This window comes from Rossellomorea vietnamensis, from assembly GCF_025398035.1.
In the GTDB taxonomy this organism is placed as follows: Bacteria; Bacillota; Bacilli; order Bacillales; family Bacillaceae_B; genus Rossellomorea; species Rossellomorea vietnamensis_B.
In genome coordinates this window covers 4,326,526-4,352,430 of the sequence record NZ_CP104558.1, presented here as the reverse complement: position 1 = coordinate 4,352,430, position 25,905 = coordinate 4,326,526, and the positions used below count along the sequence as shown (strand labels likewise).

Genomic DNA, 25,905 nt, shown 5'->3' with positions numbered 1-25,905 from the left:
ACCCAATTATTGCACCAAAGTAAACTCTTTTCTTCATTATTTTTTCTACAAATTTCCACATAAAAAAGCGGGTCCTCACTGAGAACCCGCTTTTTTCATCTATTATTCATCTGATTGCAGATCTTTTTTATATTTGATTGCTTTTGTGAAGAAGTATAGTGACAGCCCGAGTAAAACAACGGTCCCTGTCATGAGGGGCATCATTTTGCCGGGTGTAACGGTCACTGTCGGAATGATGACACCTAAATACATAAAGACACTCAGTGCAAGTAATGTAAAACCAAATCGTTTGAAATCGACGATCTTATGTTGAATGATCTTTTTGCTTGTGTTCTTCATTGCATTCACCTACTTTTGAACTAGTAAACTCTCATTCTATGGTAACATATGATTCCATACAGCCTACCATGTAATTGATACCAGTTCTGCCAAGGGTTACTTGGAAAGGGCGTTGTCAATATCTTCAATCAAATCCTCCACATCTTCAAGACCGACGGATATCCGGACAAGGCCGTCTGTGATCCCCAGTTCGTTCCGGCGCTCTGCCGGAATGGAGGCATGGGTCATGCGAGCCGGAACGGAAATAAGACTTTCCACTGCTCCGAGACTTTCAGCCAACGTGAAATATCTCGTATTGGTCAGAAGACGGTCTGCATTTCCCTCACTGCCTACATCAAAGGAGACCATCCCGCCGAATCCTGATGCCTGCTTTTTGGCGATGGCATGATTCGGATGAGTTTCAAGACCAGGATAGTAAACCTTCGATACTTTCGGATGAGCCGTCAGGAACTCGACGATTTTCCTGGTGTTCTCTTCATGCTCCTCCATACGCAGCCCCAACGTCTTGATTCCGCGAATCAATAACCATGAATCCTGCGGCCCAAGGACACCGCCTGTTGAATTCTGTACAAAGAATAATTCTTCAGCCAGTTCTTCTGAATTCACTACAACGAGACCTGCCACAACGTCACTGTGTCCACCGATGTATTTCGTAGCACTGTGAAGGACAATGTCCGCTCCCAGGGCAATCGGGTTCTGCCAGTAAGGTGTACTGAACGTATTATCGACGATGGTCAGCAGATTGTGTTTCTTGGCTAATGAAGCCGCTGCCTCTATATCCGTGATTTTCAGTAATGGGTTGGTCGGTGTTTCAATATAAACCGCTTTTGTATTCGGCTGGATGGCCTTTTCGATATTGTTTACATCGCTTGTATCTACAAAAGTGGACTCGATGCCAATCCGGTTTAACACCTTCGTCATGACACGGTACGTCCCACCGTACACATCATCTGTCATCACAATATGATCCCCGCTGTTGAACATCATCATGACTGCAGTGATCGCTGCCATTCCCGAGCCGAATGCAAAGCCTTTTTCCCCGCCTTCAAGATCTTTGATCAGCTCTTCAAGGGCATGTCGTGTGGGATTTCCTGACCGTGAATATTCGAACCCCTTGTGCTTTCCTACTTCATCCTGCTTATACGTACTCACCTGGTATATGGGAGTGGATACAGCACCTGTTTGAGGATCTGTCGGGATACCACCGTGGATTAGTTGCGTTTTCTTTTTCATGATTAGATTCCTCCTTGGTATATTTTTTTGCTTAAATATCTCTCACTCGAATCCGGGAAGATGGTGACGATATGGCTACCCGGTTCAGCCTTTTCTGCTTCCACTAGCGCTGCATGCAGGGCAGCTCCGGAAGAACTGCCTACCAGCAGCCCTTCCAATAATGCAAGTTCCTTTACCCTTGTGAAGGCATCCTCGTCCGTGACGGTATGGATACTGTTAAAATAATTTGCATCCATATATCCAGGCAGGAACTCCATCCCGATGCCTTCTGTTTTATGTGGGCCTGACTCTCCCCCATTCAGGATCGATCCTTCAGGCTCCACGATCACTGTTTTAATCGTGTCCTTCATTTCTTTAAGGTAGCGTGCAGTCCCCATGAAGGTCCCGCCAGTCCCTGCGCCGGCGACAAATGTATGGATGTGACCCTCCATCTGTTTCCAGAGTTCCGGTCCTACTGTTCTGTAATACGTATTCGGGTTGGCTTCGTTCCCAAATTGCTGCGGGGAATACGAGTTAGGGGTCTCTTCAACCAATTCAGCGGCTTTCGCGATGGCACCCTTCATACCTTCTTCAGTGGGGGTATGGACGATTTCCGCTCCAAGGGCTTTCATCAGTTCCTGTTTCTCCACGCTGAATTTCTCAGGGATACAGAACTTCACTTTATATCCTGAATTGACGGCGGCTAAAGCCAGGCCGATCCCCGTATTGCCCGCCGTTGGTTCGATGAAGGTTCCCCCTGGCATGATCTTACCATTCTCCACGGCATCTCTTAACAGCTCAAGCCCCAATCGATCCTTCACACTGCCTCCGGGATTAAAGAATTCAAGCTTCGCGAAGAGGCGGATCCCGTTCTTCAGCGGAAAATGTGTCAGTTCAACAATCGGTGTATTCCCTATCAGGTCATGTACACTTTTATACACGTCCATATCTTCAATCCCCTTTCAAACAAAAAACTGACCCTTTCACCAAACCCTCTTCATTACCGATGGAAGGACTGTTCGTCTGAACAAGCCTGGTACACGCGGTAAGAGGGGGAGATGCCTGGGTCAGCTGTATTCTCTTTCTATTAAACAGATTTCACGATATTCATGACCATTTTAGCTGAATGAAGCGCAGCCTTTTCCAGGTATTGATCGAAAGACACATCCGATTCTTTGCCCGCGATGTCGGAAAGGGAACGGATGATGACAAATGGTACGTGGAATTGATGCGCCACTTGGGCGATCGCCGCCGCTTCCATTTCCACTGCCTGTAAATCCGTGAATTTGTCACGGATCGCATCCACCCTCACTGGATCATTCATGAATGAATCCCCAGTGGCAATCAATCCGGAAACCACCTGTGCATCTCCGAGTTCCTTCACACTATTGATCGCTGTTTGCTTCAAATTCTCGTCTGCCGTAAAAGCTGCCGGAAGCTGCGGGACCTGGCCGTATTCATAACCAAAAGCCGTTACATCCACATCATGATGTCTTACTTCAGTTGAGATGACTACATCACCGACGTTTAGAGAAGGATCGAATCCTCCTGCTGACCCTGTGTTGATGATGCAATCCGGTTTGAAGTGCTGCAATAGTACAGCCGTTGACATCGCTGCATTCACTTTCCCGATTCCTGAACGAAGCAAAATCACTTCTTTGTCATGCATTGTACCGCTTGTATATTCACACCCTGCGATGGTTTCCACTTTCGGGTTTGAAATATTCTCTCTCAATAAGGCTACTTCTTCTTCCATTGCTCCGATGATGGCGATTTTCATTGCTAAAACCTCTTTCTACTGTTTAGTCGCCTCCATGATCCACACAAATGTATTCACTTGCTGAAACTGTACGGAAAACCCATTCTCACGCAAAAGCTCCCTTAACACTTCGAGAGTCGTGTAATATTCCCGTTTTAAATCTTCAGCCAGATTGACATACTCTTTCTTGATCGCTTGGGATATGGCGGCTTGATGATGCTGATCGGTCTCAAACATTGTATCAGCAAATACTATTTTACCACCTTGTACTAGAAGCTTTCCATAGATGCCGAAAGCTTTTCCCTTTTCTTCATCGGTTAAATGATGAAATGCGTAAGAGCTAACAATGGAATCAGCTTTTCCCTCTAACGAAAAATCCAGAAAGTCGCCGTCCCGGAATGTGACCCGATCACCAAGCTTCTGCATTCCAATCGCTCTCATTTCAGGAGAGGGTTCATAGGGAATGACCTCGAGTCCCGCATCCAATAGCTTCTTGGTTAAATTCCCTGTACCGGGTCCAAACTCGACCACCTTCCCCTTTGAACGGGCGACCACCCCGTCAAGAATCGTATCATAGTGTTCGAATACGGCTTGATATTCCACATCTTTTCCTGTCACTGTATCATCATACGAATCTGCCCAGTCACCGAACAGATCCAAAAATTCTCTACCCATGGTTCAGCACCTCAGCTGCATTAAGTTTATAATTCCTATAAACATACTATGAATTAATTTTAAAACTGTTATTAAATTATCATATTCTCCTGAGGAATTCAACAATAATTCATTGTCAAAAGGGTGGAGGCGCTCTAAAATAGAGGGAGAAAGCCTGTCCGGATCGCGGATAATAAGGAGGTTCACCATGAATATTTCATTCGATTTAATAGAAGATAAAGTGGAGTTTTTTGAAGCTGACAATCTCAGGACTTTGGAGAAAAAGGTAGACGAACAGATCCAGCATAATAAAGCCATCATGCTCTCCGTCCATCACGTGGATCATTCCGTTTCCATCGATGAGAACGGCAGAAGATTATATAGTGCCGTGGTTCATTTTAAAGTGAAGAAGTAATTCATATAAAAAGGCCCTTCCATATGATTGGAAGAGCCTTTTTATATACATCAATCTTTATCATTTTCCTTTAATTCCTGCACTTTCGTCGGCTGCCATCCTTTGCCGTCGACCCATTGCAGATACACCCGGTAAGGGGTTTTGGTGTCTTTAGCCGTTACGGTCGCCATGGACTTCTGAGGACCGCCATTCCCTTCCATCCACCAGACGGTCATATTGCCTTCAGGAATGCCTGTAGCGTAGGAAGTCGCCTTGATCTTTTCCTGCCAGTCGACCGTCCCTTCGTCATAGACAGATACGTGTTCACCTGTCTGCTCGGTGCCGATCGGCTTCCAGTCAGGATGCACCATCGTTTTTACCACATTGGGGTCGTCACTTTCCTCGACCTTCATCTTACTTTGGTCTTCCCCGTCTAATGCGACAGAATCCTGCTCCTCATCAGAGGACTCGTCTTTCTTTTTCTCATCATCTTTCTTCTTGTCTTCATCTTTTTGTTCATCGTCCGTTTTATCCTTCGAATCGTCTTTGTCATCCATGGAAACGGAGTTGTCCTTTTCTTTCGTCGCCTTATCGCTCTTGTCAGCGCCCTTGGTTTCTGAATTCTTCGGGGCGTCTGTTGTTGCCTTTTCGTCGCCGCCTCCAAGTACGATGGTGCCTCCCACCACGACAATTAATAGAAGTACGATTGCAATCATTATGTTTAACAGTTTATTAGTATTCTTTTTAGATCGTTTGTCTAATCGAGATTGGTATTTCGCCATTTTGTTCCCTCCCTATTATCCTAAACATTTTAACATGATAAGAGGAAAAGAATAAAGCGAAACATTATCCATCCCGGGATGATTCAGCTATAAAGGGAAAAAGGTCACAGAACTCACGGGACATCTCTTCTACTCATGATCAAGCCGGTAGACAGCATCGACGCTGTCCTTGAAGATCGGGTAAATTCCCCCTTCGCCTATGGTCACGTCCATGTTGACGGCCACCAAAGCGTATTTGGGATCTTCGAAGGGAAAGTAGCCTGCGAACCATTTATTATATAATTCGTTTGCTTTCACTCTTTCTCCCCTGTAATTCCCTGTCTGTGCGGTTCCAGTCTTCCCGGCGATGGTATAGGCCGCGTTTTGCAAATAGGGTGCCGTACCTTCCGGGGAGTTCACCACACCCCGCAGGTACTGCTGAAGCTTCATGGCCGTGAAAGGGGTGATCGTCTCACCCTCGACCTTCTGTCTAGGGAAGGAAAACATGTTGGTTCCATTTTGATACTGCACGGAAGAGACGGCACTCACCTGAAATTTCTCTCCCCCCCTGGCAATCGTGGCCATCATATTGGCGATGCCGAGTGGGGTGACGCGGACTTCTTGTTGCCCGATACCTGTTTGGGCAACAAGTTTAGGTTCAGCCCTGTCTCCGTCTGAGGCGAAGATCCTTCCTTCACTCACCTGAAGCTGGGGAAAGCTTTCGTAATGAAAGACATTGCCTTTCCATGCAATGTCACCGATCAGTCCGACCTTTTCTGCATACTCATCGAGCAGGTGGTCATCTTTCTCTGTCAGCTCTTTAGCCAGATCCGCAAATGTGCGGTTACAGCTGACGGCTATGCTTGTCTTAATATTAATGTTTCCGTGAGGCTTTTCGGCTGCCTCGCCACGGATATCTTCATCACAAGGGAAAAGCCTGCGTTCATCCACCAGCCCTTCATCCATGGCTGCAGCTGCGACGACGGTCTTAAATACAGAACCGGGGATCAGCGCTTTCAGCATGAGATTTCCCGCCCCTCCACTGAATGGGTCCCGGCTTTTCATGGCAGGTCTTGATACGCTGGCAAGTATTTCACTCTTTTCAATATCCAGGAGCAGCAGCCCCCCTTTTTGAATATTGTAGGTATCCGCCACTTCTTCCAGTGCCTCCTGCATCCTTCTATCGATGGTCGTTTTCACATTCAGGGGGTAAAAGGGGTTGGCTGGTGCCAGATACTTTACATCCACCCCGAACAATGGGCCTCCCCTTGCATCGACATGATAGATCAGTTTCGCTTCCTCTTCTGCGACCAGCCACTCATCAAAGCTCTCCTGAAGTCCGGACACCCCGATTTTCTGATTGGCGCCCTTCACTTTATCAGGGTAGCGTTCGTGGAATACGTCTGTATTTTCCCCCGTGACCCCTATCAGCTGGGAAGCTGGCACTTCGTCGCTTTTATACTTTTTCGTAAGGGCGAACACTCCCTGTATTTCAAGAGAATTAATTTCCTTCATCTGTTCTTCCGAAAGCCTTAAGGGCTCTTTCCCGCCGAAAACGATCGGCCCTTTCGCTTCCTCTACTTTCGTCCGGATCGTCTCTTGAGGAACATGAAGGATCTCTGCCACTTTGTCCACCGGCCAATCCAGTTGTTTGAGAAATGGAAAAAGGACCAGGACATTTTTTTCTGTATACGTAAGGGGTTCACCATTCCGATCGAGAAATTCCCCCCTGCCTTCATCGATCACCAATGCTTGAGTACGTTGAGCGACACTTTCTTCAAGAAGATTGATTTTATGTTTGGAATAGGATTCAGTCTGGAATAATTGCAATTGCATCAATCTCCCTGAAAGTCCAGAGAGAGCAAGTAATAAGACGATACTGAACAGCCTGATTCGTTTCTGTTTCATTTTGTCACCTCGTCCCCATTGTTGACGAGTTTTATACGAATTAATCATAAAAAAAGAAGAGGCTCTAAATTAGAGCCTCTTCCCGGGTGATCAGCTTACTTCTACAATCTTGACGCTCATTTCCCCGCCTGGAGTCTGAACATTCACTTCAGCGCCTACTTTATGCCCAAGAAGGCTTTTCGCGATTGGTGAATCATTTGAAATCTTTCCTTCAAATGGATCCGCTTCTGCACTACCGACGATTGTGTATGTTTCTTTGTCTCCGTCCGGCAATTCTACGAACGTCACTTTTTTACCTAATTGAACTGTATCTGAATTCATATCATTTTCTTGAATGATCTTCGCATTGCGAATCATATTCTCTAAAGTGGAAATACGTCCTTCAACGAATGCTTGTTCATCTTTTGCTGCATCGTATTCAGAGTTCTCCGATAAATCCCCGAAGCTGCGGGCGATCTTGATGCGCTCGACGACTTCTTTACGTTTAACCGTTTTCAAATTCTCCAGTTCTTTTTCTAACTTCTCTTTACCTTCTGCTGTCATAGGAAATACTTTTTCTGTACTCATGACCCTCTTCACTCCTTTTCTATCTAAGAGCTTCCCGTGCTCTATATGTAAATGTGCTGCGTATGTAAAGGGAGGGAATGGAGGGAGAATTTCTTCTCCCTCCATTCCCTGCTTCTTTACAATGTGGGAAATGGTAACCTTCGCCTATATGTCTTTATCTATGCTATCGTATTACAAAAATGACTTTTGTTCAAGAATTGTTTGAATTTTTGTTACCATTAAATCGATTGCCACGTGATTATGACCGCCTTCAGGGATGATCACATCGGCATATCGCTTCGTCGGTTCGATGAATTGATTATGCATCGGACGGACGACCGTAATGTATTGATCGATGACGGAATCGATGGAACGTCCGCGCTCTTTAATGTCGCGAAGCATCCTTCTGATGATCCGAAGATCCGCATCTGTATCTACGTAAAGCTTAATATCCATTAAGTTACGCAATCTTTCATCTTCTAATACTAAAATTCCCTCTAAAATAATCACATCTTTCGGTTCAACGAGGATTGTATCATCCGAGCGGGTGTGCATTTTATAATCATACACCGGCTTATTGACGGGCTGATGATCCAATAGACCGTGCAAATGTTGAATCAACAAATCATTATCGAAGGCTAATGGGTGATCATAATTGGTTTTCAACCGTTCCTCAAATGGTAGATTCGATTGATCTTTATAATAATAATCCTGCTGCAGCATTAAGATGGAATGACCTTGGAATTGCTCATAAATGGCTTTGGTGACGCTCGTCTTCCCAGAGCCGGATCCTCCTGCTACACCGATCACAACGGGTTTCTGCTTCATAAGTATTAGATGTTCTCCTTTCGCATCATGTTATGGGGATAAACCCTCTGATGCACCTTGAATTTCACAATTTGTAACGGGTGACGGGCAACGTCAAGCTCATTCCCGCGCTCATCCCACATCTTTTCGATAACCTGCGTAAAATTGGAGATTTCAGGACCGAAAAACTCTACTTCCTGTCCGGCTCTAAAATGGTTCCGTTGCTGCAAGGTGACGATCTGGGTGTTTTCGTCGTAGTCCAATACGAGTCCGACAAATTCATAATTTGTATTCTTCTTGTTGTGGACTCCGAACATCTGCTCCTTGAATCCGGGTACCCCTTCAAAGAACGCCGGGGCCGTTTCACGATTTGCGCACTTCTCAAGCTCCTCGAGCCATTCCTTCTGGATCTTGAAGTTTTCCGGGTCTTTACAATATTCATCGATCACTTTGCGGTACACACTTACGACAGTAGCCACATAGTGAATGGACTTCATCCGTCCTTCAATCTTCAGACTGTCGATCCCCAATTCGATCATTCCAGGGATGGATTCGACAAGCTTCAAATCTTTCGGACTCATGGCGAAAGGTGCATCTTCTTTATCATAAAGGGCATTTTCCCCGTCTTCATTCATTTCATATAAATCATAGTCCCAGCGGCATGACTGACAGCAGCCGCCGCGATTTGAATCTCTCGCGGTCATATGGTTGCTTAATGTACAACGACCGGAGTAGGCGATGCACATCGCTCCATGAATGAAGGTCTCAATCTCTATATCCACTTTCTCTTTCATTTCCTGGATTTCTTTGCCGCTTGCTTCACGGGCAAGCACCACCCGGTCCAGTCCTTCTTCTTTCCAGAATTGGACGGCTTTCCAGTTTGAAAGGGACTGCTGTGTACTTAAGTGCACCTCTACATTAGGGGCAACCCTTCTGCATGTTTCAATGATAAGGGGGTCTGCGACAATGATCCCCGCTACTCCCGCTTCCCCAAGTCCACGAAGATAATCTTCAAGACCATCCATGTTCTCATTATGGGCATAGATATTCGTGGTGACATAGATCTTTGCACCATATTTCCGGGCGAACTCCACGCCTTCTTTCATATCTTCAAAGGTGAAATTACCGGCATTTGAACGCAGTCCATATTCCTGCCCGCCGATATAGACGGCATCTGCCCCATAATGGACCGCGATCTTCAACTTTTCCAGATTACCGGCAGGAGCCAGTAATTCAGGTTTCTTCACAATGACACGCTTCCCGTCTACAACCTTTGAAATCGGTTTTTTTACAACCGTGGTCATCATAACTCCTCCGTTCTGATCAATCTCTCGTTCTTAATACACCGTTTCTTTAAAGAAAAATCCAGTATCCAACGGACGATTATCCGGCTGCAGGCTTTTCGCTTCTTCCAGAAACTCATCTTTCTGTTCCTCATATCGTTCTTCATCTTCTGCGCATAAATCCATGGCGTTACGATACAGTTTCGTCACTTCCAGGATATATTCAGAAGACTTCATCACTCCATCGATTTTGAAGGAGTCGACACCCGCTTCCATCATTTCACCAAGCTCATCAATGATGCACATATCATTCGGGCTCATGATGTGCGTGCCGTTCCCATCTTCAAAGATAGGATACTTATTGTGACGCTCCTCATCGTGAAGGAACATATTGCGCTGTTCTTTCCGATTTTCGATTTCCATCACTTTGCCTTGATATTCAAAATAATTCCCGAGCAATGAGCGTTTGGATTGGAACATACAGGTCATTCCATGCACCTGCACCTCGATTTCGACCTCTGCATTTTCCTTCATTTCGATAATGCTATCCATACTTAATTCCCGGGCGAGCACTGCACGCTTCGCTCCTTTTCTGCCCCAATAATTACAGGTGTACCAATTGGTGGCCGTCGTTTCCGTATTCCAATGGAGCTTCATCTCCGGTGCCACTTCACGTGCAGCCATCAATACGGCGGGATCACCGAAAACAATGGCGTCCGCCCCTTGCTCTTTAAGAAATGCAATATAGTCATCGAGTTCAGCGATTTTATCATTATGAAAGAGGGCATTCATCGCCACATATACTTTCTTATCGTGCTTGTGGGCGACTTTGATGGCTTCTCCTACATCTTCCCTTGAGAACTCCCCGGCAAGCCTCAGGCCGTATCGCTCTTCACCGATCATGAAGGCATCGGCACCTGCAGATGCCAATGATTCAATATCGGATACAGAGGCAGGGGTCACAAGAAGTTCCGGCTTTTTCATCGTTGTTCACCTCTTTTTTTACTGATGGCGATTCCGTCACCGACAGGTAAAATACTTGTATCGAACTCTTCATGATTCATTAGCCATGCATTATAATTCTGCAGCTTCTTGACCATGTTCCGGATTCGTTTCTGTTCGACGTGTTCCTCTGCAACCAGTCCTTTGAATAGGACATTATCCGAGTAAACGACGCCGTTTTCTGACAACATACCGGAGTATAGTTCAAAGAATTTAAGGTACTGACCTTTGGCAGCATCGATAAAGATAGCATCATATGGTCCGTGCTTTTTCACTTCCTCGGCAAGCTCCAATGCATCACCGAACAGGGTGACGACCCTTTTGCCATCTTCAGAACGGGAGAGGAACCCCTGTGCTGCTTCGAATCTTTCTTCATCCCGCTCAAGGGTGACGACCGTCGCCTCTTGAAGTGCCCCCGCCATGCGGAGGGCAGAATATCCGATGGCCGTCCCGATCTCAAGGATCACTTTCGGCTGTTGGATCCGCAACATCCCCAGGAGGGCTTCGATACCGACCAGTTCCATGATGGGAACATTGTGTTCCACTGCATATTGCTCCATCTCGGAAATCAGGGCCGGACGTCCTTTCACGATTGATTCTATATAGCCAATCACTTGTTCGTTCATATATAAACCTCACGATCATGTTCATAAATGGTGTCTGTGTAACGCTTCTTTCTTAACATGAAAAGAAGAAAGCCACAATGAGCTTTCTACTTCACACGTTCATCAAGATAACGCCCGTATATAAAAATAACTTGTACTATTTTACCACACAGAGAAGAGGAAAGCGAATGTTTCTTTCCTCTTCTCACCGTGCTATTCTTCTTTATTGGTAATATATTTTGCTTTTTTCTCGTTATGTTCATCCAGTGTTTCGGAATAGTATACCGAGCCGTTGGAAGCAGCCAGGAAATAATAATACTCTGTATCCTCAGGCTGCAGGGCGGCTTCGATTGAAGACAAGCCCGCATTCGCAATCGGACCAGGCGGCAATCCCTTCACCTGGTACGTGTTATAAGGCGATTCCACTTCAAGATCTTTATATACGGTTTTGTCTTTATGCTTACCTAAAGCATATAGGACCGTCGGATCTGTCTGAAGGGGCATTCCTTCTTCCATACGATTATAGAACACACTTGAAATTTTCCCTCTGTCCGCTTTTTCCGTCGCTTCTTCCTCGATCAGGGAAGAAAGGGTGAGGAGCTCATGTGGCGTATAATCGTTTGCTGCCATGGCTTCCTGGTATTGAGCCAATACTTCATTCGTTTGCGCGATCATCTTCTTTAGGATTGTGTCTAAAGATGGCTTCTTTTCATAGAAAGGATACGTCGCAGGATAAAGATATCCTTCCAGCGGTCGTTTGATTTCTTTCTTGAAGATTTCATCTGTTATCAATTCCGGATATTCCTCTTTTAATTGCTCGAGCCATTTCTTATCGTTTAGTTTCTTTTCAATCTCATCTTTTTTATATGGGGACTTTTCAGCGATGATCTCTGCGATCTGATCTAATTGAAGTCCCTCTGGAATGGTAATCTTAAATTCTGCTTTCCTCATGACCTTTCCAGTCTTCAAGCTGTTGACGATTTCATTCAAGGTCATGGAAGGCGTCAAATCATAAGAACCTGCCTGGAACCCTGCTTCGTTATTGAATTTCACGTAATATTTAAAGACCGTTGAATTCTTAACGATCCCTTTGTCCTCCAGGATCTTTCCAATACTCGATACCCCGGAGCCAATGGGAATGTCCACTTTCACCGTTTTCGTATTATCAGGGTCAACCGGTTTCAGGGCAGAATTCACATAAAGGTAGCCTCCAATGGCCGTTCCCCCTATGATAATGACAAGACAAAGAATGACAAGTCCTACTACTTTTCTAATGACTTTGGCCTCCTCTTGCCTTTCAAGCAATTTCTTCATAAGTGTCTCTTTTATCTTTTTCTTTTCTTCCAACGCTTTCATTTCCCCCCTTCGAGCAAAAAAGCGGGCTATCCGTCATGCGTAATTCGACATCATCTCCACTATTATACAATATTTTGCACAAAGTGAAACAGGGACCTGCAAAAAGGGTGAATTTTTTGTCCCTTTTTGCGGTCCCTGTTTCATACAGTCCTATGACGAATGCTTATTCAGTGTCTTCTTCTTCATCAAGGAAAGTGTTTAACATTTCTTCGATCATGTCCCACTCTTCTTCTGTTTCAATCGGCTTTAATTCGCCTTCCTGACCTTCGTCACCAGGCATGAATGCAGATGCATGAATTTCGATTTCTTCTTCATCGTTCTCATCTGCACCAAGCGGATAGTAAAGGACATACGATTTATTGAATTTATCTGATTCAAATGTGAAAAGGACCTCGCATAATTGCTCATTTCCTTGTTCGTCAACTACTGTAATTTGCTTTTCTCCGTGTTCCATGAACATTCACCTCATTATTTTTGGCTGTCAAGATATCCTTGAAGGATCATCATCGCAGCCATTTTGTCGATCACTTTCTTACGTTTCTTCCTGCTTACGTCGGCTTCTAAAAGCACTCGTTCAGCAGCCATTGTGCTCAGTCTTTCATCCCAGTATTTAATGGGAAGGGATAACTCCTGTTGAATCAATTCTCCATAAGCTTTAGACGCTTCGCCACGTGGACCGATCGTGTTATTCATGTTTTTAGGCATTCCAACCACAACGGTATCCACCTGGTATTCATCGGCAAGTTCCTTGATTCGATCCATCCGGAACACACCTTGATCTTCGTCGATCTTAATCGTTTCAATTCCCTGAGCTGTCCAGCCAAGCTCATCGCTGATTGCGACTCCGACTGTTTTAGAGCCAACGTCTAAACCCATTACACGCATCTATTATCCCTCTTTGTGTTGTTTCAAATACGATTTGACTAATTCTTCGATGATCTCATCTCGTTCTAAACGGCGGATGATATTTCTGGCATCCTGATGTCTGGGAATGTAAGCCGGGTCTCCAGATAATAAGTATCCTACGATTTGATTGATCGGGTTGTACCCTTTTTCCTGCAGAGCATCGTGAACCTGTAAGAGCACTTCCTTCACGTCATGTTCGAACGGCTCCTCTGAAAAATCAAACCGCATCGTTTTGTCAAAAGAACTCATTTTTAGCACCTCTCTTTAGGCTTGTCTTTTTGACAACCGAATTGTTAATCGTTACCTCCATTGTACACCACTTTCACACGGAGTTAAATGGATTTGACCCATTCTTCTACAAATTGAAGGGCTTCTTCGACTTTTTCCGGATTTTTACCACCTGCCTGGGCCATATCCGGACGACCGCCGCCGCCTCCACCGCAGCGTGATGCGACTTCTTTGACCAATTTCCCTGCATGATATCCTTTTTCGACTAAATCACTAGTAACTCCTGCAATGATGGTCACTTTATCTTCTCCAGTTGTTGCCAGTACGATCACCCCGGATGAAAGCTTCTGCTTCAGATCATCCATCATCGTGCGCAGTCCGTTGCTGTCACCTGATGCCACTTTTGCAGACAGGACATTCACACCATCGATGACCTTCACTTGATCCGTTAAGCTGCCTGCTTCTATGTTAGACAACTTTGCAGATAATGATTCATTTTCCCTTTGAAGCTCTTTCATCTCACCTAATAATGAGTCTACCCGATTGACTACTTCTTTCGGATTCGATTTCAGTTTCGCTGCAACCTCTTTCAGTTGAGATACCTGATCATTCAATATTTTATACGCATTTTCTGCCGTAACGGCTTCGATTCGCCTGGTACCGGCACCGATCCCGCTTTCAGAGAGGATCTTGAATAGTCCGATTTCAGATGTATTGGATACGTGGCAGCCTCCGCAAAGTTCCAGGCTGTAGTCCCCAATCGATACGACACGTACTTCTGAACCATATTTCTCACCGAATAACGCCATGGCACCCATCTCTTTAGCCTCGGTTAGAGACTTCAGGGCCGTATTCACCGACATTGCCTTCCAAACCTTCTCATTGACGATGGTTTCGATCCGTTCCATTTCTTCTGTTGACACAGATCCGAAATGGGAGAAATCAAAGCGCAGGCGATCCGGTTCAACAAGGGAACCTGCCTGATTCACGTGATCTCCAAGGACGTCTTTCAATGCCTGGTGAAGGATGTGGGTCGCTGTATGGTTTTTCTCCACTTTTGTTCTGGATTCTCTTGAAACCCTGGCAAGGACCTCGGCACCCTGCTCCAATGTACCCTCTTCGACAACTGCCGTGTGAAGGTTTTGTCCATTCGGTGCTTTTTTGACCGTTTTGACGAATACTTTTACGCCATCTGCTTCGATGTATCCCTTATCCCCGATCTGTCCACCGCTTTCTGCATAGAAAGGAGTCTCGTTGAGGATGAACTGGCATTCCTGACCTTTACCGACTTTAGGCTGACGTTCATTGTCCACCAATAATTCAAGGACTGTCGAATTGCTTGTGAGTGTGTCATATCCGACAAAGCGGCTTTCCACTGTAATATCACTCAAGACTCCACCCTGCACCTGCATGCTTCCTACATCCTGGCGGGCAGATCTCGCTCTTTCACGCTGACCTTCCATCTCTCTTTCAAAACCTTCATGATCAACCGTCAATCCTTCTTCTTCTGCGTACTCTTCCGTTAATTCAACAGGGAAACCATACGTGTCATAAAGACGGAAGACATCTTCACCAGGAATCACGTTACTTCCGGAAGACTTTTGCACCTTGACGATGGATGAAAGGATAGCCAAACCTTCATTCAATGTCTCATGGAAACGGTCCTCTTCATTTTTCACCACTTTTTGGATGAATTCTGCTTTTTGCTTCACTTCCGGATAGAAGTCAACCATGATTTCAGAAACGACAGGAACCAATTCATACATGAATGGGCGGTTGATTTCGATCTGTTTGGCAAAACGTACAGCGCGGCGAAGAAGTCTTCTTAACACATACCCGCGGCCTTCATTGGATGGAAGGGCCCCGTCACCGATCGCAAAGGAAACCGTTCTGATATGATCTGCAATGACTTTGAAAGCTACATCAGTATCGTTATCTTTGCCGTAAGACTTTCCTGAAATTTCTTCCGTGGCAGCGATGATCGGCATAAATAAATCGGTATCAAAGTTCGTAGGAACTTCCTGAACGACGCACGCCATTCGCTCAAGGCCCATACCGGTATCGATGTTCTTCTTCGGAAGCGGTGTGTACGTCCCGTCAGGATTGTGATTGAATTGTGAGAACACCAGATTCCACACTTCAAGATAACGATCATTTTCCCCGCCTGGATATAATTCAGGATCTTCGGGATTGTCTCCGTATTCAGGTCCGCGATCATAGAAGATTTCTGTATTCGGACCACTCGGGCCTTCTCCGATATCCCAGAAGTTCCCTTCGATACGGATGATGCGTTCAGCAGGGACCCCAACTTTTTGGTTCCAGATGTCAAATGCTTCGTGATCTTCCGGGTGGATCGTGACAGATAGCTTTTCAGGATCGAATCCGACCCATTTTGCATCCGTGAGGAACTCCCAAGCCCACTCGATCGCTTCCACTTTGAAATAATCCCCGATGGAGAAATTCCCGAGCATTTCGAAAAACGTATGATGACGGGCTGTTTTTCCTACATTCTCGATGTCATTCGTTCGAATCGATTTTTGGGCATTTACGATTCGCGGATTTTGAGGGATCACACGTCCATCAAAATATTTCTTTAATGTCGCTACCCCACTATTGATCCATAATAGGGACGGATCTTCATGGGGAACGAGTGATGCACTCGGTTCTACTCCGTGTCCTTTTTCCTGAAAGAAATCTAAAAACTTCTGACGAATTTCTGCGCCTGTTAATTTGTTCATATCAAGCTTCCTCCTTTATATGTATGGTTAAAAAAGAATACAAAAAAGCCCTCATCCCTAAAACAGGGACGAGAGCTGTTTCTCGCGGTACCACCCTGGTTATGAATAAACATTTGCTTATTCATCCCTCAATACACCTTAACGCGGCCGGACGGCAGGCTTTACCTGCACTCAGGATTAGCATTCCGTTATCCTTCATCTGAAAACCCTTGCAGCCTGGGGGATTTCTCTCTGGAAGATGGACTATAACGTACTCGGTCCTTCATTGCTTTCATGTTATGCGAATACTTGTATATGTTGGATTATAGAAATATTCATGGTATTTGTCAATGATCATTCCCATTTTTCAGTATTGTCATTCTTCATCGTATGAAGAAAATGGGTCCTGCCATGAAATATTGCCACCTTTATGACCGCAAGAAAAGGCACCGCCACGATCATTCCGATCACTCCTCCCACCTCGCCCCCGAGGATCAAAGCCCCCATGATGAAGAGAGGATGCATATGAAGGCTTTTCCCGACGATGAGGGGGGATAAGATGTTCCCTTCCAGGAACTGCAGGACCACGACAAGGATGACCACATAAATCACCATATTCGTGGAAATCGTACTTGCCACGATGGCGGCCGGTACAGCCCCGATGATCGGACCGAAATAAGGGATCACATTCGTCACGCCAATGATCAAGCCGAGAATGAGGGGGTATTTCATACCGATCAGCCATAGGGTGGCGGCTGAAATACCACCGATGATCAAGCAAACCAAGAGTTGTCCCCGGATATAACCACCGAGGGATTCATCCACGTCATGTGAAAATGATATCGCACTCTGCCTCCATTTTTTCGGGGTAAGCTGCCACATGAACGCCTTTACTTTTGTAATATCCTTCAATAAATAAAAGGATACGAAGGGTATGATGGCAACGATGAGCAGACTGTTCATGAACTTCATGACGGTTGCCAGCACCAAAGCCACAAGGCCCGTCACCCACGCTTCGAGTCCGTCTATTCTCTTCTCAAGCTGGGACTGGATCCCGTCCGGCCATGTGGAAGTCTCACTCTGCACAACCTTCAGCCAGCCCTGATACTGCTCTGTGAAAACCGGCGCGTTCTCCGATAAATCCTTCAGCTGATGAATGACGGCCGGGGTCCCTTTATAGATGCTATAACCCAATCCCCCAAAGAAGAGGACGTAGATAAGCAGAATGGCAATCCCCCTGTGTATGCCGGCTTCATGCAGCTTTTCCACTACCGGATGAAGCAGGTACGCAATGAAGCCTCCTATGAAGAATGGCAGCAGGGAAAAGAATAAGACCTCTAATACCGGATGCCATACAGGCTTCAATAAATAGAGAACATATAGAAATAATGCAAGAATGAGGGCCATCGAAAGCCTGTATATCCATCTTGTATAGGATCTTCTTTCCACCATCCACACCTCCCTCTTTTCTCCTCTAGTGTTTGAAGATAAGAGGTGGTTTTATTCATGGGGATTCATTCACCCTCCCATTGTTCATAAAAAGAACAAAAAAAGAGACTGACCCACAATGAGCCAGTCTCTTTCAGCTGTTAAAAAAGTTTCTTTACTTGTTTACGGATTCGTTTCATTTGTCTCTGACTCATCATATTGGATCTCTGAGAATAGATGGAAGCCGCGACTCCTGCTCCAAAACCAACGATGGATGCAAATGTTTTATTCAAGAAAGACACCTCTTCCTAGCTTAGTCGGCGTTCTTCCTCATCAAACAAGTCATCTAAGGAGCTGAGTGATCCATCCTCTTCCACTTGGTGAGTATGAATGACTCCCTTAGACAAGGAAAGTTCAATATAACATCCCCAACAATAATATTGGTTGATGCCGATCTTTCCGATATCTTTGCTCTGACAATTTGGACACTTCATCGGTATGTTCACCTCAGGGCTTCACCGGATAATGGTGATTATTCCCTACCATCATGTCCAATCAGTGCATGTTTTATACTTGTTTAATGAGTTCTGACGCCCGAACATTGATGCAATATCAACGTTCTTATATAGTGTGGGATATTTTCATGAATTCATAAGGAGTAACCTTTTCCATAGCATCCATTGAATTTTTATGGAGTGGTGACGGACTGCCCGATTTCTTCTTTCACATAATCGATTTCAAATCCGAGATCTTCAAGCATTTTATGGTCCGCTGTCCCGTCCTGTCCGGCTGTCGTCAGGTAATCCCCGACAAAGATAGAGTTTGCCGGATAAAGGCCCAATGGCTGAAGGCTTCGCAGGTTCACTTCACGCCCACCGGATATCCTGATCTCTTTCGTCGGATTGATGAAGCGCACCAAGCAAAGGACCTTTAAGCAATATCTCGGGTTCAGTTCATCCGTTCCTTCAAGAGGGGTCCCGTCGATGGCATGAAGGAAATTGACCGGTATCGAGTCGGCGTCGAGGACCTTCAGGCTATGTGCCATATCCACCACATCCTGCAGCGTTTCTTTCATGCCGACGATGATTCCGGAGCAAGGGGAAATACCTTCTGCTTTTGCCTGCTCTACGGTATTCACCCTGTCTTCATATGTATGGGAAGTGGTGATGTTTTCATGATGGTTAACGGATGTATTGATGTTATGGTTGTACCGGTCCACCCCTGCTTCCTTTAACCTTTTCGCCTGGTCACCCTTTAATAATCCGAGACACGCGCATACTTTCAAGTTATACTGTTCCTTGATTTCTTTTACCGCCGATACAACATGATCCACTTCCCGATTACTCGGACCGCGGCCACTTGCGACGATGCAGTAGGTGCCGACATTCAGTTGATGAGCATTTTCGGCTCCCTTCATGATGGTTTCTTTATCCACCATGCGGTACTTCTCGATCGGTGCATCAGAAACGCTCGACTGGGAACAGTACCCACAATTCTCAGGACACAGTCCCGATTTTGTATTGATGATCATATTTAATTTGACCTTATTTCCATAATAATGTTTCCGGATCACGTACGCGCCGTGCAATAACTCCAGAAGCTCATCATCCGGACTTTGCAGGATGCCTAACGCTTCTTCATTCGTCAGTTCCCTTCCCTCGATGACCTCATCCGCAAGTGTTTTCCACGTTTTCATCTGACAACCTCCCCATTAAGCTGCACGCTTCAAATTTCTGAATGTACTTTTTGACAGAACCGATTTCTCTAAACGGTGAGCCATGACACCTGCACAGACGGCTAAAATGATGTCTTTAGGCAATGGGACGACCATCCATGCCCATGCGAGCTTATAGGTGAATCCTTCCGGAGCTTGTGCCCAGAACTTGTATGCAGCGTACATCCAGTTTGTTCCGACTACGTAATTGACCACCATCCCGACCAGTGCGGCGAAGATATATACCTTGATTCCTTTATGTTTTTCCACGATTTTACCTGTGATATAAGCTGTGAAAATAAACGAAACGATAAATCCGAAAGTCGGGCTCACAATTGAAGACAATCCTGCTCCAAATCGTGCAAATACAGGGACCCCCACGAGACCGACCAATGCGTACACAGTCATGGAAATAGCCCCGATCCTGCTTCCAAGGATCGCCCCTGCTAAAATGGCGAAAAACGTCTGTAACGTAATGGGCACACCGCCCACCACCATAAACGGTACGAATGTGGTGATGTTGGCACCGATCGCCATAAGTGCCACAAACATCCCTGCCAGTGTAAGATCGATTGTCCTTAATTTTCTGTTCATCTGTCTTCCCCCATCTGTCATTTTTTCTACAAGATAAGGATATCGCTTTCATTAAATATATGTCAACTTAAATTTAATTTAAGTTGACAATAAACTTAAAAAAAGTTGATGAATGAAATCGTCATTCATCAACTTTATGCTTTCATGAAATCGTAAGGGCTGATCCCTTCCATTCCAATCATCGGGTCTTCATTCAGCAGGACTTCTTCAATGGGTACGTCCCCCTCTGATGAATCCTCTTCCCCACGACCCTCATGATCCAGTATGACCCTCAGCTTCTCACTCAAGGTCGTTTTCCTGAGAAAATCATCTTCCCTTTCCACTCCAAGCTTGAAAGCGTCCAGCTCCCCGCAGAGAATGAGGAACTGCTTGCTCCTTGTGATGGCCGTGTATAGGAGATTTCTCCGTAACATCCGGTAATAGCTCTTCACGACGGGTAAAATGACAATGGGAAACTCGCTTCCCTGGGATTTATGGATCGAGCAGCAATACGCATGGGTGATTTGCATGAGGTCCTGCCGTGTATATGTGACCTCATTTCCTTCATACGAAACGATGATCATATCCTGTTTCTCCGTATTTTCCTTTGCATAGAAGATCGAAACGATTTCACCGATATCCCCGTTGAAAACATTGTTTTCAGGCTGATTGACCAGCTGAAGGACCTTATCCCCGATCCGGTATTTGACGTCACCGAAGGCGATTTCTTTGCGGGTCCCATCATTACGATTAAAGATTTCCTGTAGAAGTTCATTCAAGCGGTCGATTCCTGCAGGACCCCTGTACATAGGGGCAAGCACCTGGATATCTTTAGGTGAATAGCCCTTCTTCTTGGCATTTTCCACCACTTTCTGAACGACCTCGGAAATCTGATTCGTCCTGCAGGGAAAGAACGAACGATCTTTTTGCTGTTTGGTCAAATCGGCGGGAACCTGTCCCCTTTTCATATAGTGAGCAAGTTCAATGATCGAGGAACCCTCTTCCTGCCTGTATATATCCGTCAACCTGACAGTCGGCACGCTTTCCGAATTCAGTAAGTCCTTCAACACCTGACCCGGACCGACGGACGGCAATTGATCTTCATCCCCGACAAATATCACTTGAATATCATCAGGCAGAGCCTTCAGCAATTGATGGGCCAGCCAGGTGTCGACCATGGACACTTCGTCCACAATCAACAGCTTGCCCTCGATGGCCCGTTCTTCATCGCTCTGAAATCCTTCCTGACCATTCCATCCGAGAAGTCGGTGGATCGTCATGGCCGGCAGCCCCGTGGATTCTGTCATCCGCTTAGCTGCACGTCCTGTAGGGGCCGTGAGCAATACGGGGAACGGTTCATCTTTGTAATCCTTGGGATCCAAAGAACACCCGTGAAGGTCCGCGAACAGTTCCACGATCCCCTGAATGACAGTGGTCTTCCCCGTACCCGGTCCCCCCGTCAACAGGAGCATGGGAGACATCAATGCCGTCTCGATGGCTTCCTTTTGAGAAGGCGCATACTGCACCCCTAGCCTGTCCTCCAGGGCACCCAGTGACAGAAGGAATTCAGACTGAGGGAATTGATCTTTATACTGTGTCTGGGACAATATCTTTTCGATATTGGTCACAATCCCCTTTTCAGAGAAATAGAGGGAAGGAAGATATACCTTCGTCCCTTCACCGATGACTTTGCTTTCTTCCTCCAAGGAAACCAATTGAGTGGAAATGTCCGTGTATTCGATTCTTTCCGGCTGACTTTTCTCAAGGAGCTCTTTCACCGTTACAATGAGTTCCTCCGCTTCAAGATACACGTGACCCTGCTTGACACATGTTTGTTCCAGGGTATATAAGCAGCCGGCTTTGATCCGGTCCGGGTGACTGCCCGTCAAACCAATTTTGGACCCCAATTCATCTGCACGGGTAAACCCGATCCCTTCAATATCCTCCACAAGCTTATAAGGATTCTTTTGAATGATTTCAAGTGCCTGCTCTTTGTAAGCCTGATAGACCTTCATGGAAATCTGGGGACCGAATCCTAGCTCATTCAACATGATCATAACCCGCTCGAGTCCCTGATGCTCGGATAACGTATCATAGATACTCTTCGCCTTTTCCTTTGGAAGCTTTGGAATTTCATCTAGAAGGCTTGGATTTTCGAGTATTTTACTGATCGCATTTTCCCCGATATGCTCAACGATCTTTTCAGCTGTTTTTTTCCCGATTCCTTTGAAGAGATCACTTGATAAATAATGGACGACACCCTGTGTGGTTTGGGGGATTTCTTTCTTGAAATGTTTGGCATGAAACTGCATGCCGAATCTTGGATGCTCTTGGAATCTCCCATAAAATATATAGGTCTCATCTTCATGTATCTTAGGGAAATTCCCGGTTACGACCGCTTCTTTATCCTCATAAGAATCATTTGTTTCATCCACACGGATTCTGACAACCGAATAAAGGTTCTCCTCATTATGAAAAATCGTGACAAGATGCCTTCCTTTTATATATATTTCTTCCTCACCAAACAGCTTTAAAGAGTCTTGCTGGCTCAAGGCAGTGAACCCCCTAACTATTCACTTTGTTCATTTTTAAGCTTTTCGATCATCTTGATTCCATAACCCGCCAGCATATGATCAGGTTGAACCTCAATGGCTTTGTTGAAATACATGAGTGCCGTATCCGCATCATCCTTATGCCCGGCATACGCAACCCCCAGATTGTAATAGGCATCTGCATGCTCCGGATCCGCTTCAACCACTTGGGATAATTGAGTGATCGCTTCTTCATATGCTTCCACTTTCGCAAGACACAATCCTAATTGGAATAGGGCTTCGATGTCTTCTTCATTCAATTCAACGCTTCGCTGAAAGTACGGTAGTGCAAATCTTGGCTGATCTAACTGGAACAGACTCATCCCAAGCATGAAGAATACGTCGCTATTCTCCATTCCTTTGGAGATGGCCTTTTCAAATTGATCTTTTGCTTCGTCAAATTTATTCTCATTGAAGAACAGATTTCCAAGAGAGTAATAAGCTGCTCCTGCGTTTTCATCGACGGAAATCGCCCGTTCAAAAAACTTCTTCGCTTTTTCATTGTCACCAACCGACATCAATACATTTCCGAAATTGATATATCCGACCGGTTCCTTCGGATTTTCTTCGATGGCTTCTGTGAAGAGTTTTACCGCCTCTTCTACTTTTCCTTCTTGTAATAACTCAATGCCTTTTAAATTCTTATCCAATGTAAACACCTCTATATGGTCTATTATTTATGTATGTACTTCCTTTTATCGTTACTAGTATAACATAAGGGAACTCCTGAAATGGAACCCTTCCATGATGAAAAAAGGACTGAGAGAAAAGAGATTCCCTTCTCCTTTTCCCAGTCCTTTTTCTTTATCCGACGTATGTCAGTTTTTTCTCATCTTTAAAGATGGTATCGATCGTTCCTCCACCAAGGCACTCATCCCCGTTGTAGAAAACGACTGCCTGTCCCGGCGTCACCGCGCGAATAGGTTCATCAAAGATGACTTTCACCTTGCCATCTTCCAATGGAATGACTGTGACCTTATTATCATCCTGACGATAACGGAATTTTGCCGTGCATGCGAACTCAGACGATTTCTCTTCATTCGATGTCCAGTGAACATCCGTCGCAAGGATGGAATCGGAATAAAGGGCAGGGTGCTCAAAGCTTTGACCTACGTAAAGGACATTCCTTTCCAGGTCCTTCCCGATGGCAAACCACGGCTCACCTGCTCCACCGATGCCAAGGCCGTGACGCTGACCGATGGTATAGTACATCAATCCATCATGTTTCCCCATCACTTTTCCATCCAGGGTCTCCATCTTTCCAGGCTGCGCCGGAAGATAGTTACTCAAGAAATCCTTGAAGTTACGTTCACCGATGAAGCAGATTCCCGTACTGTCTTTCTTGGTTGCAGTGGCAAGGCCCGCTTCCCTGGCAATTTCACGTACCTTCTTCTTATCGATGCCGCCCAGGGGAAACATCACTTTTTCAAGCTGTTCCTGCCCGAGCTGATTGAGGAAGTATGTTTGATCCTTATTGTTATCGACCCCGCGCAGCATTTTGTATTCGCCATCACGGTACTCGACCTGTGCATAGTGACCCGTGGCCAGATAGTCTGCACCTAACTTCAATGCATGATCAAGGAATGCCTTGAACTTGATTTCCTTATTGCACATCACATCCGGATTCGGGGTCCTGCCGGCTTTATATTCATCCAGGAAGTACGTAAAGACTTTATCCCAGTATTGTTTCTCAAAATTCACAGCGTAGTAAGGAATCCCAATTTGGTTACATACCCGAATCACGTCGTTGTAGTCTTCGGTTGCCGTACATACTCCATTTTCATCGGTATCGTCCCAGTTCTTCATGAAAATCCCGATGACTTCATAGCCTTGCTCTTTCAATAATAATGCAGCTACAGAAGAGTCCACTCCACCGGACATCCCAACGACCACTCTCGTATCCTTTGGTTCTTTTTTCACTAACGCCACCTCCTTGTTTCCGTTCGATCGCCTCATGTAAGACGACCCTCTTATGTTGTTAATCTCTTCACGATGTTTGCGACTTCATGGGCCACTCTCTCAATCTGTTCCTCCGTATTTCCAAGGCCGAAGCTGAAACGGATGGAGTTCCTTGATTGATCGGACTGTTTCCCATACATCGCCACGAGTACATGTGATGGTTCTATCGATCCAGCCGTACAAGCGGAACCGCTTGAAACGGCGATACCTGACATATCCAGATTCATCAGCATGGATTCTACATCCGTGCCGGGAAAGCTTAAGTTTAGCACATGGGGTAATCCGTGCTCAAGGGATCCGTTCTCTTCGAATTGGGTCCCCTTATCAGCCAACGTCTGTCTAAGCAGATTCTTGAGACCGGAGAGCGACGCATGCTTCTCTTCAAGAGAATGCCGTGCAATCTCCACTGCTCTCCCCAGACCCACGATGGCAGGGACATTCTCTGTTCCCGCACGGCGCTTGCGTTCCTGTTCCCCGCCGTATGATCCCGGCTGAAGATCCACCCCTTTGTGGGAATAAAGAAATCCAATTCCCTTGGGACCGTTGATCTTATGTCCTGAAACCGAAAGCAGATCGACCCCCAGATCCCGGACATCGATGCTGGTCAATCCGAAGGCCTGTACAGCATCCGTATGAAAATAGGCCTGGTGATCCTGTAATAATTCACCGATTTCTTTAATCGGCTGCAGGGTCCCCACTTCATTATTCCCGAACATGATCGTGACGAGAATGGTATCATCACGCAGCTCCTTTTCAAGATCCTGAAGCGCTATCCTTCCTGATCGGTCCACAGGCAGGTACGTGACCTCAAAGCCTTTTGATTCCAGGAATTCACATGCATGCAATACGGCATGATGCTCGGTCTGTGTCGTAATGATGTGATTACCCTTTTCCTTATTGGCTTCGGCCGTTCCGATGATCGCTAAATTATCCGCCTCAGTTCCACCACTGGTGAAAATGATTTCATTGTAATCGGCATGGATGCTATCTGCAATGATGGTCCTTGCATGATCCACAAGATGACGAGATGCACGTCCAAATGAATGAATGCTCGAGGGATTGCCAAAGTCCTCCTTCATCACGGCTGTCATTTCATCAATCACTTCAGGATGCATGGGCGACGTTGCAGCATGATCCAGATACACTCTTTCCATTGATTGTTA

Annotated in this window: 27 protein-coding genes and 1 other annotated feature; of the genes, 1 reads left to right on the top strand and 26 read right to left on the bottom strand. The window is 45.7% G+C overall.

Annotation, left to right across the window (positions count from 1 at the left end):
* Positions 1-102: 102 nt before the first annotated feature.
* The 5 genes from N5C46_RS22290 to N5C46_RS22270 all read right to left on the bottom strand — a co-directional run bounded on the left by N5C46_RS22290 (position 103) and on the right by N5C46_RS22270 (position 3,985).
* On the bottom strand, positions 103-339 hold the full coding sequence (locus N5C46_RS22290; RefSeq protein ID WP_261750286.1) for a YrhC family protein: 237 nt from the start codon (positions 337-339) through the stop codon (positions 103-105).
* A gap of 96 nt (positions 340-435) precedes the next feature.
* The gene (locus N5C46_RS22285; RefSeq protein ID WP_261750285.1) at positions 436-1,572 is read right to left on the bottom strand and encodes a bifunctional cystathionine gamma-lyase/homocysteine desulfhydrase; all 1,137 of its coding nucleotides are present in this window, start codon (positions 1,570-1,572) and stop codon (positions 436-438) included.
* Positions 1,573-1,574: 2 nt separating this feature from the next.
* A complete protein-coding gene (locus tag N5C46_RS22280; RefSeq protein WP_261750284.1) occupies positions 1,575-2,498 on the bottom strand; it encodes a PLP-dependent cysteine synthase family protein in 924 nt (307 codons plus the stop codon).
* Between the two features lie 140 nt (positions 2,499-2,638).
* Positions 2,639-3,331, bottom strand: coding sequence for a 5'-methylthioadenosine/S-adenosylhomocysteine nucleosidase (mtnN, locus tag N5C46_RS22275; protein ID WP_079531761.1), 693 nt, complete (start codon positions 3,329-3,331; stop codon positions 2,639-2,641).
* A gap of 15 nt (positions 3,332-3,346) precedes the next feature.
* Complete coding sequence (locus N5C46_RS22270; protein ID WP_261750283.1) at positions 3,347-3,985, bottom strand: class I SAM-dependent DNA methyltransferase; 639 nt, start codon at positions 3,983-3,985, stop codon at positions 3,347-3,349.
* A 187-nt stretch (positions 3,986-4,172) separates the two neighbouring features.
* Here N5C46_RS22270 and N5C46_RS22265 point away from each other — a divergent pair, with 187 nt between their 5' ends.
* Complete coding sequence (locus N5C46_RS22265) at positions 4,173-4,379, top strand: DUF2536 family protein (RefSeq protein WP_034757389.1); 207 nt, start codon at positions 4,173-4,175, stop codon at positions 4,377-4,379.
* Between the two features lie 50 nt (positions 4,380-4,429).
* Here the strand turns inward: N5C46_RS22265 and N5C46_RS22260 are convergent, their stop codons facing one another.
* The 21 genes from N5C46_RS22260 to N5C46_RS22160 form a co-directional block, all read right to left on the bottom strand.
* Positions 4,430-5,140 (bottom strand): DUF1510 family protein, encoded by a 711-nt coding sequence (locus N5C46_RS22260; protein WP_261750282.1) that lies wholly within the window; start codon positions 5,138-5,140, stop codon positions 4,430-4,432.
* A gap of 129 nt (positions 5,141-5,269) precedes the next feature.
* Complete coding sequence (locus N5C46_RS22255; protein WP_261750281.1) at positions 5,270-7,027, bottom strand: peptidoglycan D,D-transpeptidase FtsI family protein; 1,758 nt, start codon at positions 7,025-7,027, stop codon at positions 5,270-5,272.
* A gap of 90 nt (positions 7,028-7,117) precedes the next feature.
* Positions 7,118-7,594, bottom strand: coding sequence for a transcription elongation factor GreA (greA, locus tag N5C46_RS22250; protein ID WP_224519467.1), 477 nt, complete (start codon positions 7,592-7,594; stop codon positions 7,118-7,120).
* Between the two features lie 171 nt (positions 7,595-7,765).
* The gene (gene udk, locus N5C46_RS22245; protein ID WP_060670737.1) at positions 7,766-8,401 is read right to left on the bottom strand and encodes a uridine kinase; all 636 of its coding nucleotides are present in this window, start codon (positions 8,399-8,401) and stop codon (positions 7,766-7,768) included.
* Between the two features lie 5 nt (positions 8,402-8,406).
* Positions 8,407-9,684 carry a peptidase U32 family protein gene (locus tag N5C46_RS22240; protein WP_261750280.1) on the bottom strand — a complete coding sequence of 426 codons (1,278 nt, stop codon included), beginning with the start codon at positions 9,682-9,684 and terminating at the stop codon, positions 8,407-8,409.
* A gap of 33 nt (positions 9,685-9,717) precedes the next feature.
* Complete coding sequence (locus N5C46_RS22235) at positions 9,718-10,647, bottom strand: peptidase U32 family protein (RefSeq protein WP_261750279.1); 930 nt, start codon at positions 10,645-10,647, stop codon at positions 9,718-9,720.
* Positions 10,644-11,291, bottom strand: a complete 648-nt coding sequence (locus tag N5C46_RS22230) for an O-methyltransferase (protein WP_261750278.1) — start codon at positions 11,289-11,291, stop codon at positions 10,644-10,646. The genes N5C46_RS22235 and N5C46_RS22230 overlap by 4 nt, the downstream gene beginning before the upstream one ends.
* Before the next feature lie 192 nt (positions 11,292-11,483).
* Positions 11,484-12,626, bottom strand: coding sequence for an endolytic transglycosylase MltG (gene mltG / locus N5C46_RS22225; RefSeq protein ID WP_261750277.1), 1,143 nt, complete (start codon positions 12,624-12,626; stop codon positions 11,484-11,486).
* A gap of 163 nt (positions 12,627-12,789) precedes the next feature.
* Positions 12,790-13,080, bottom strand: coding sequence for a DUF1292 domain-containing protein (locus N5C46_RS22220; protein WP_261750276.1), 291 nt, complete (start codon positions 13,078-13,080; stop codon positions 12,790-12,792).
* 14 nt (positions 13,081-13,094) lie between these two features.
* Positions 13,095-13,511 (bottom strand): Holliday junction resolvase RuvX, encoded by a 417-nt coding sequence (gene ruvX / locus N5C46_RS22215; protein WP_034757364.1) that lies wholly within the window; start codon positions 13,509-13,511, stop codon positions 13,095-13,097.
* Between the two features lie 3 nt (positions 13,512-13,514).
* Positions 13,515-13,781 carry an IreB family regulatory phosphoprotein gene (locus N5C46_RS22210; protein WP_034757362.1) on the bottom strand — a complete coding sequence of 89 codons (267 nt, stop codon included), beginning with the start codon at positions 13,779-13,781 and terminating at the stop codon, positions 13,515-13,517.
* Between the two features lie 83 nt (positions 13,782-13,864).
* Complete coding sequence (gene alaS / locus N5C46_RS22205; RefSeq protein ID WP_261750275.1) at positions 13,865-16,498, bottom strand: alanine--tRNA ligase; 2,634 nt, start codon at positions 16,496-16,498, stop codon at positions 13,865-13,867.
* A gap of 61 nt (positions 16,499-16,559) precedes the next feature.
* Positions 16,560-16,773 (bottom strand) — a binding site (T-box leader).
* 58 nt (positions 16,774-16,831) lie between these two features.
* Positions 16,832-17,926, bottom strand: coding sequence for an AI-2E family transporter (locus N5C46_RS22200; RefSeq protein WP_261750274.1), 1,095 nt, complete (start codon positions 17,924-17,926; stop codon positions 16,832-16,834).
* A 140-nt stretch (positions 17,927-18,066) separates the two neighbouring features.
* Positions 18,067-18,207 carry a YrzQ family protein gene (locus tag N5C46_RS22195; protein WP_094075150.1) on the bottom strand — a complete coding sequence of 47 codons (141 nt, stop codon included), beginning with the start codon at positions 18,205-18,207 and terminating at the stop codon, positions 18,067-18,069.
* 6 nt (positions 18,208-18,213) lie between these two features.
* A complete protein-coding gene (locus N5C46_RS22190; RefSeq protein WP_034757353.1) occupies positions 18,214-18,399 on the bottom strand; it encodes a hypothetical protein in 186 nt (61 codons plus the stop codon).
* Positions 18,400-18,593: 194 nt separating this feature from the next.
* On the bottom strand, positions 18,594-19,601 hold the full coding sequence (gene bioB / locus N5C46_RS22185) for a biotin synthase BioB (RefSeq protein ID WP_261750273.1): 1,008 nt from the start codon (positions 19,599-19,601) through the stop codon (positions 18,594-18,596).
* A 15-nt stretch (positions 19,602-19,616) separates the two neighbouring features.
* On the bottom strand, positions 19,617-20,213 hold the full coding sequence (locus tag N5C46_RS22180; RefSeq protein ID WP_261750272.1) for a biotin transporter BioY: 597 nt from the start codon (positions 20,211-20,213) through the stop codon (positions 19,617-19,619).
* 134 nt (positions 20,214-20,347) lie between these two features.
* Positions 20,348-22,744, bottom strand: a complete 2,397-nt coding sequence (locus N5C46_RS22175) for an SF1B family DNA helicase RecD2 (protein ID WP_261750271.1) — start codon at positions 22,742-22,744, stop codon at positions 20,348-20,350.
* 17 nt (positions 22,745-22,761) lie between these two features.
* On the bottom strand, positions 22,762-23,433 hold the full coding sequence (locus N5C46_RS22170) for a tetratricopeptide repeat protein (RefSeq protein ID WP_261750270.1): 672 nt from the start codon (positions 23,431-23,433) through the stop codon (positions 22,762-22,764).
* A 154-nt stretch (positions 23,434-23,587) separates the two neighbouring features.
* Positions 23,588-24,703 (bottom strand): tRNA 2-thiouridine(34) synthase MnmA, encoded by a 1,116-nt coding sequence (gene mnmA / locus N5C46_RS22165; protein ID WP_061811167.1) that lies wholly within the window; start codon positions 24,701-24,703, stop codon positions 23,588-23,590.
* A 50-nt stretch (positions 24,704-24,753) separates the two neighbouring features.
* Positions 24,754-25,896, bottom strand: a complete 1,143-nt coding sequence (locus tag N5C46_RS22160) for a cysteine desulfurase family protein (RefSeq protein WP_261750269.1) — start codon at positions 25,894-25,896, stop codon at positions 24,754-24,756.
* Positions 25,897-25,905: the final 9 nt, after the last annotated feature.

Coding starts and splice junctions, on each gene's coding strand:
- N5C46_RS22290 (WP_261750286.1), bottom strand. CDS start 339: ATGAAGAACACAAGCAAAAAGATCATTCAACATAAGATCGTCGATTTC.
- N5C46_RS22285 (WP_261750285.1), bottom strand. CDS start 1,572: ATGAAAAAGAAAACGCAACTAATCCACGGTGGTATCCCGACAGATCCT.
- N5C46_RS22280 (WP_261750284.1), bottom strand. CDS start 2,498: ATGGACGTGTATAAAAGTGTACATGACCTGATAGGGAATACACCGATT.
- mtnN (WP_079531761.1), bottom strand. CDS start 3,331: ATGAAAATCGCCATCATCGGAGCAATGGAAGAAGAAGTAGCCTTATTG.
- N5C46_RS22270 (WP_261750283.1), bottom strand. CDS start 3,985: ATGGGTAGAGAATTTTTGGATCTGTTCGGTGACTGGGCAGATTCGTAT.
- N5C46_RS22265 (WP_034757389.1), top strand. CDS start 4,173: ATGAATATTTCATTCGATTTAATAGAAGATAAAGTGGAGTTTTTTGAA.
- N5C46_RS22260 (WP_261750282.1), bottom strand. CDS start 5,140: ATGGCGAAATACCAATCTCGATTAGACAAACGATCTAAAAAGAATACT.
- N5C46_RS22255 (WP_261750281.1), bottom strand. CDS start 7,027: ATGAAACAGAAACGAATCAGGCTGTTCAGTATCGTCTTATTACTTGCT.
- greA (WP_224519467.1), bottom strand. CDS start 7,594: ATGAGTACAGAAAAAGTATTTCCTATGACAGCAGAAGGTAAAGAGAAG.
- udk (WP_060670737.1), bottom strand. CDS start 8,401: ATGAAGCAGAAACCCGTTGTGATCGGTGTAGCAGGAGGATCCGGCTCT.
- N5C46_RS22240 (WP_261750280.1), bottom strand. CDS start 9,684: ATGACCACGGTTGTAAAAAAACCGATTTCAAAGGTTGTAGACGGGAAG.
- N5C46_RS22235 (WP_261750279.1), bottom strand. CDS start 10,647: ATGAAAAAGCCGGAACTTCTTGTGACCCCTGCCTCTGTATCCGATATT.
- N5C46_RS22230 (WP_261750278.1), bottom strand. CDS start 11,291: ATGAACGAACAAGTGATTGGCTATATAGAATCAATCGTGAAAGGACGT.
- mltG (WP_261750277.1), bottom strand. CDS start 12,626: ATGAAAGCGTTGGAAGAAAAGAAAAAGATAAAAGAGACACTTATGAAG.
- N5C46_RS22220 (WP_261750276.1), bottom strand. CDS start 13,080: ATGGAACACGGAGAAAAGCAAATTACAGTAGTTGACGAACAAGGAAAT.
- ruvX (WP_034757364.1), bottom strand. CDS start 13,511: ATGCGTGTAATGGGTTTAGACGTTGGCTCTAAAACAGTCGGAGTCGCA.
- N5C46_RS22210 (WP_034757362.1), bottom strand. CDS start 13,781: ATGAGTTCTTTTGACAAAACGATGCGGTTTGATTTTTCAGAGGAGCCG.
- alaS (WP_261750275.1), bottom strand. CDS start 16,498: ATGAACAAATTAACAGGCGCAGAAATTCGTCAGAAGTTTTTAGATTTC.
- N5C46_RS22190 (WP_034757353.1), bottom strand. CDS start 18,399: ATGAAGTGTCCAAATTGTCAGAGCAAAGATATCGGAAAGATCGGCATC.
- bioB (WP_261750273.1), bottom strand. CDS start 19,601: ATGAAAACGTGGAAAACACTTGCGGATGAGGTCATCGAGGGAAGGGAA.
- N5C46_RS22180 (WP_261750272.1), bottom strand. CDS start 20,213: ATGAACAGAAAATTAAGGACAATCGATCTTACACTGGCAGGGATGTTT.
- N5C46_RS22160 (WP_261750269.1), bottom strand. CDS start 25,896: ATGGAAAGAGTGTATCTGGATCATGCTGCAACGTCGCCCATGCATCCT.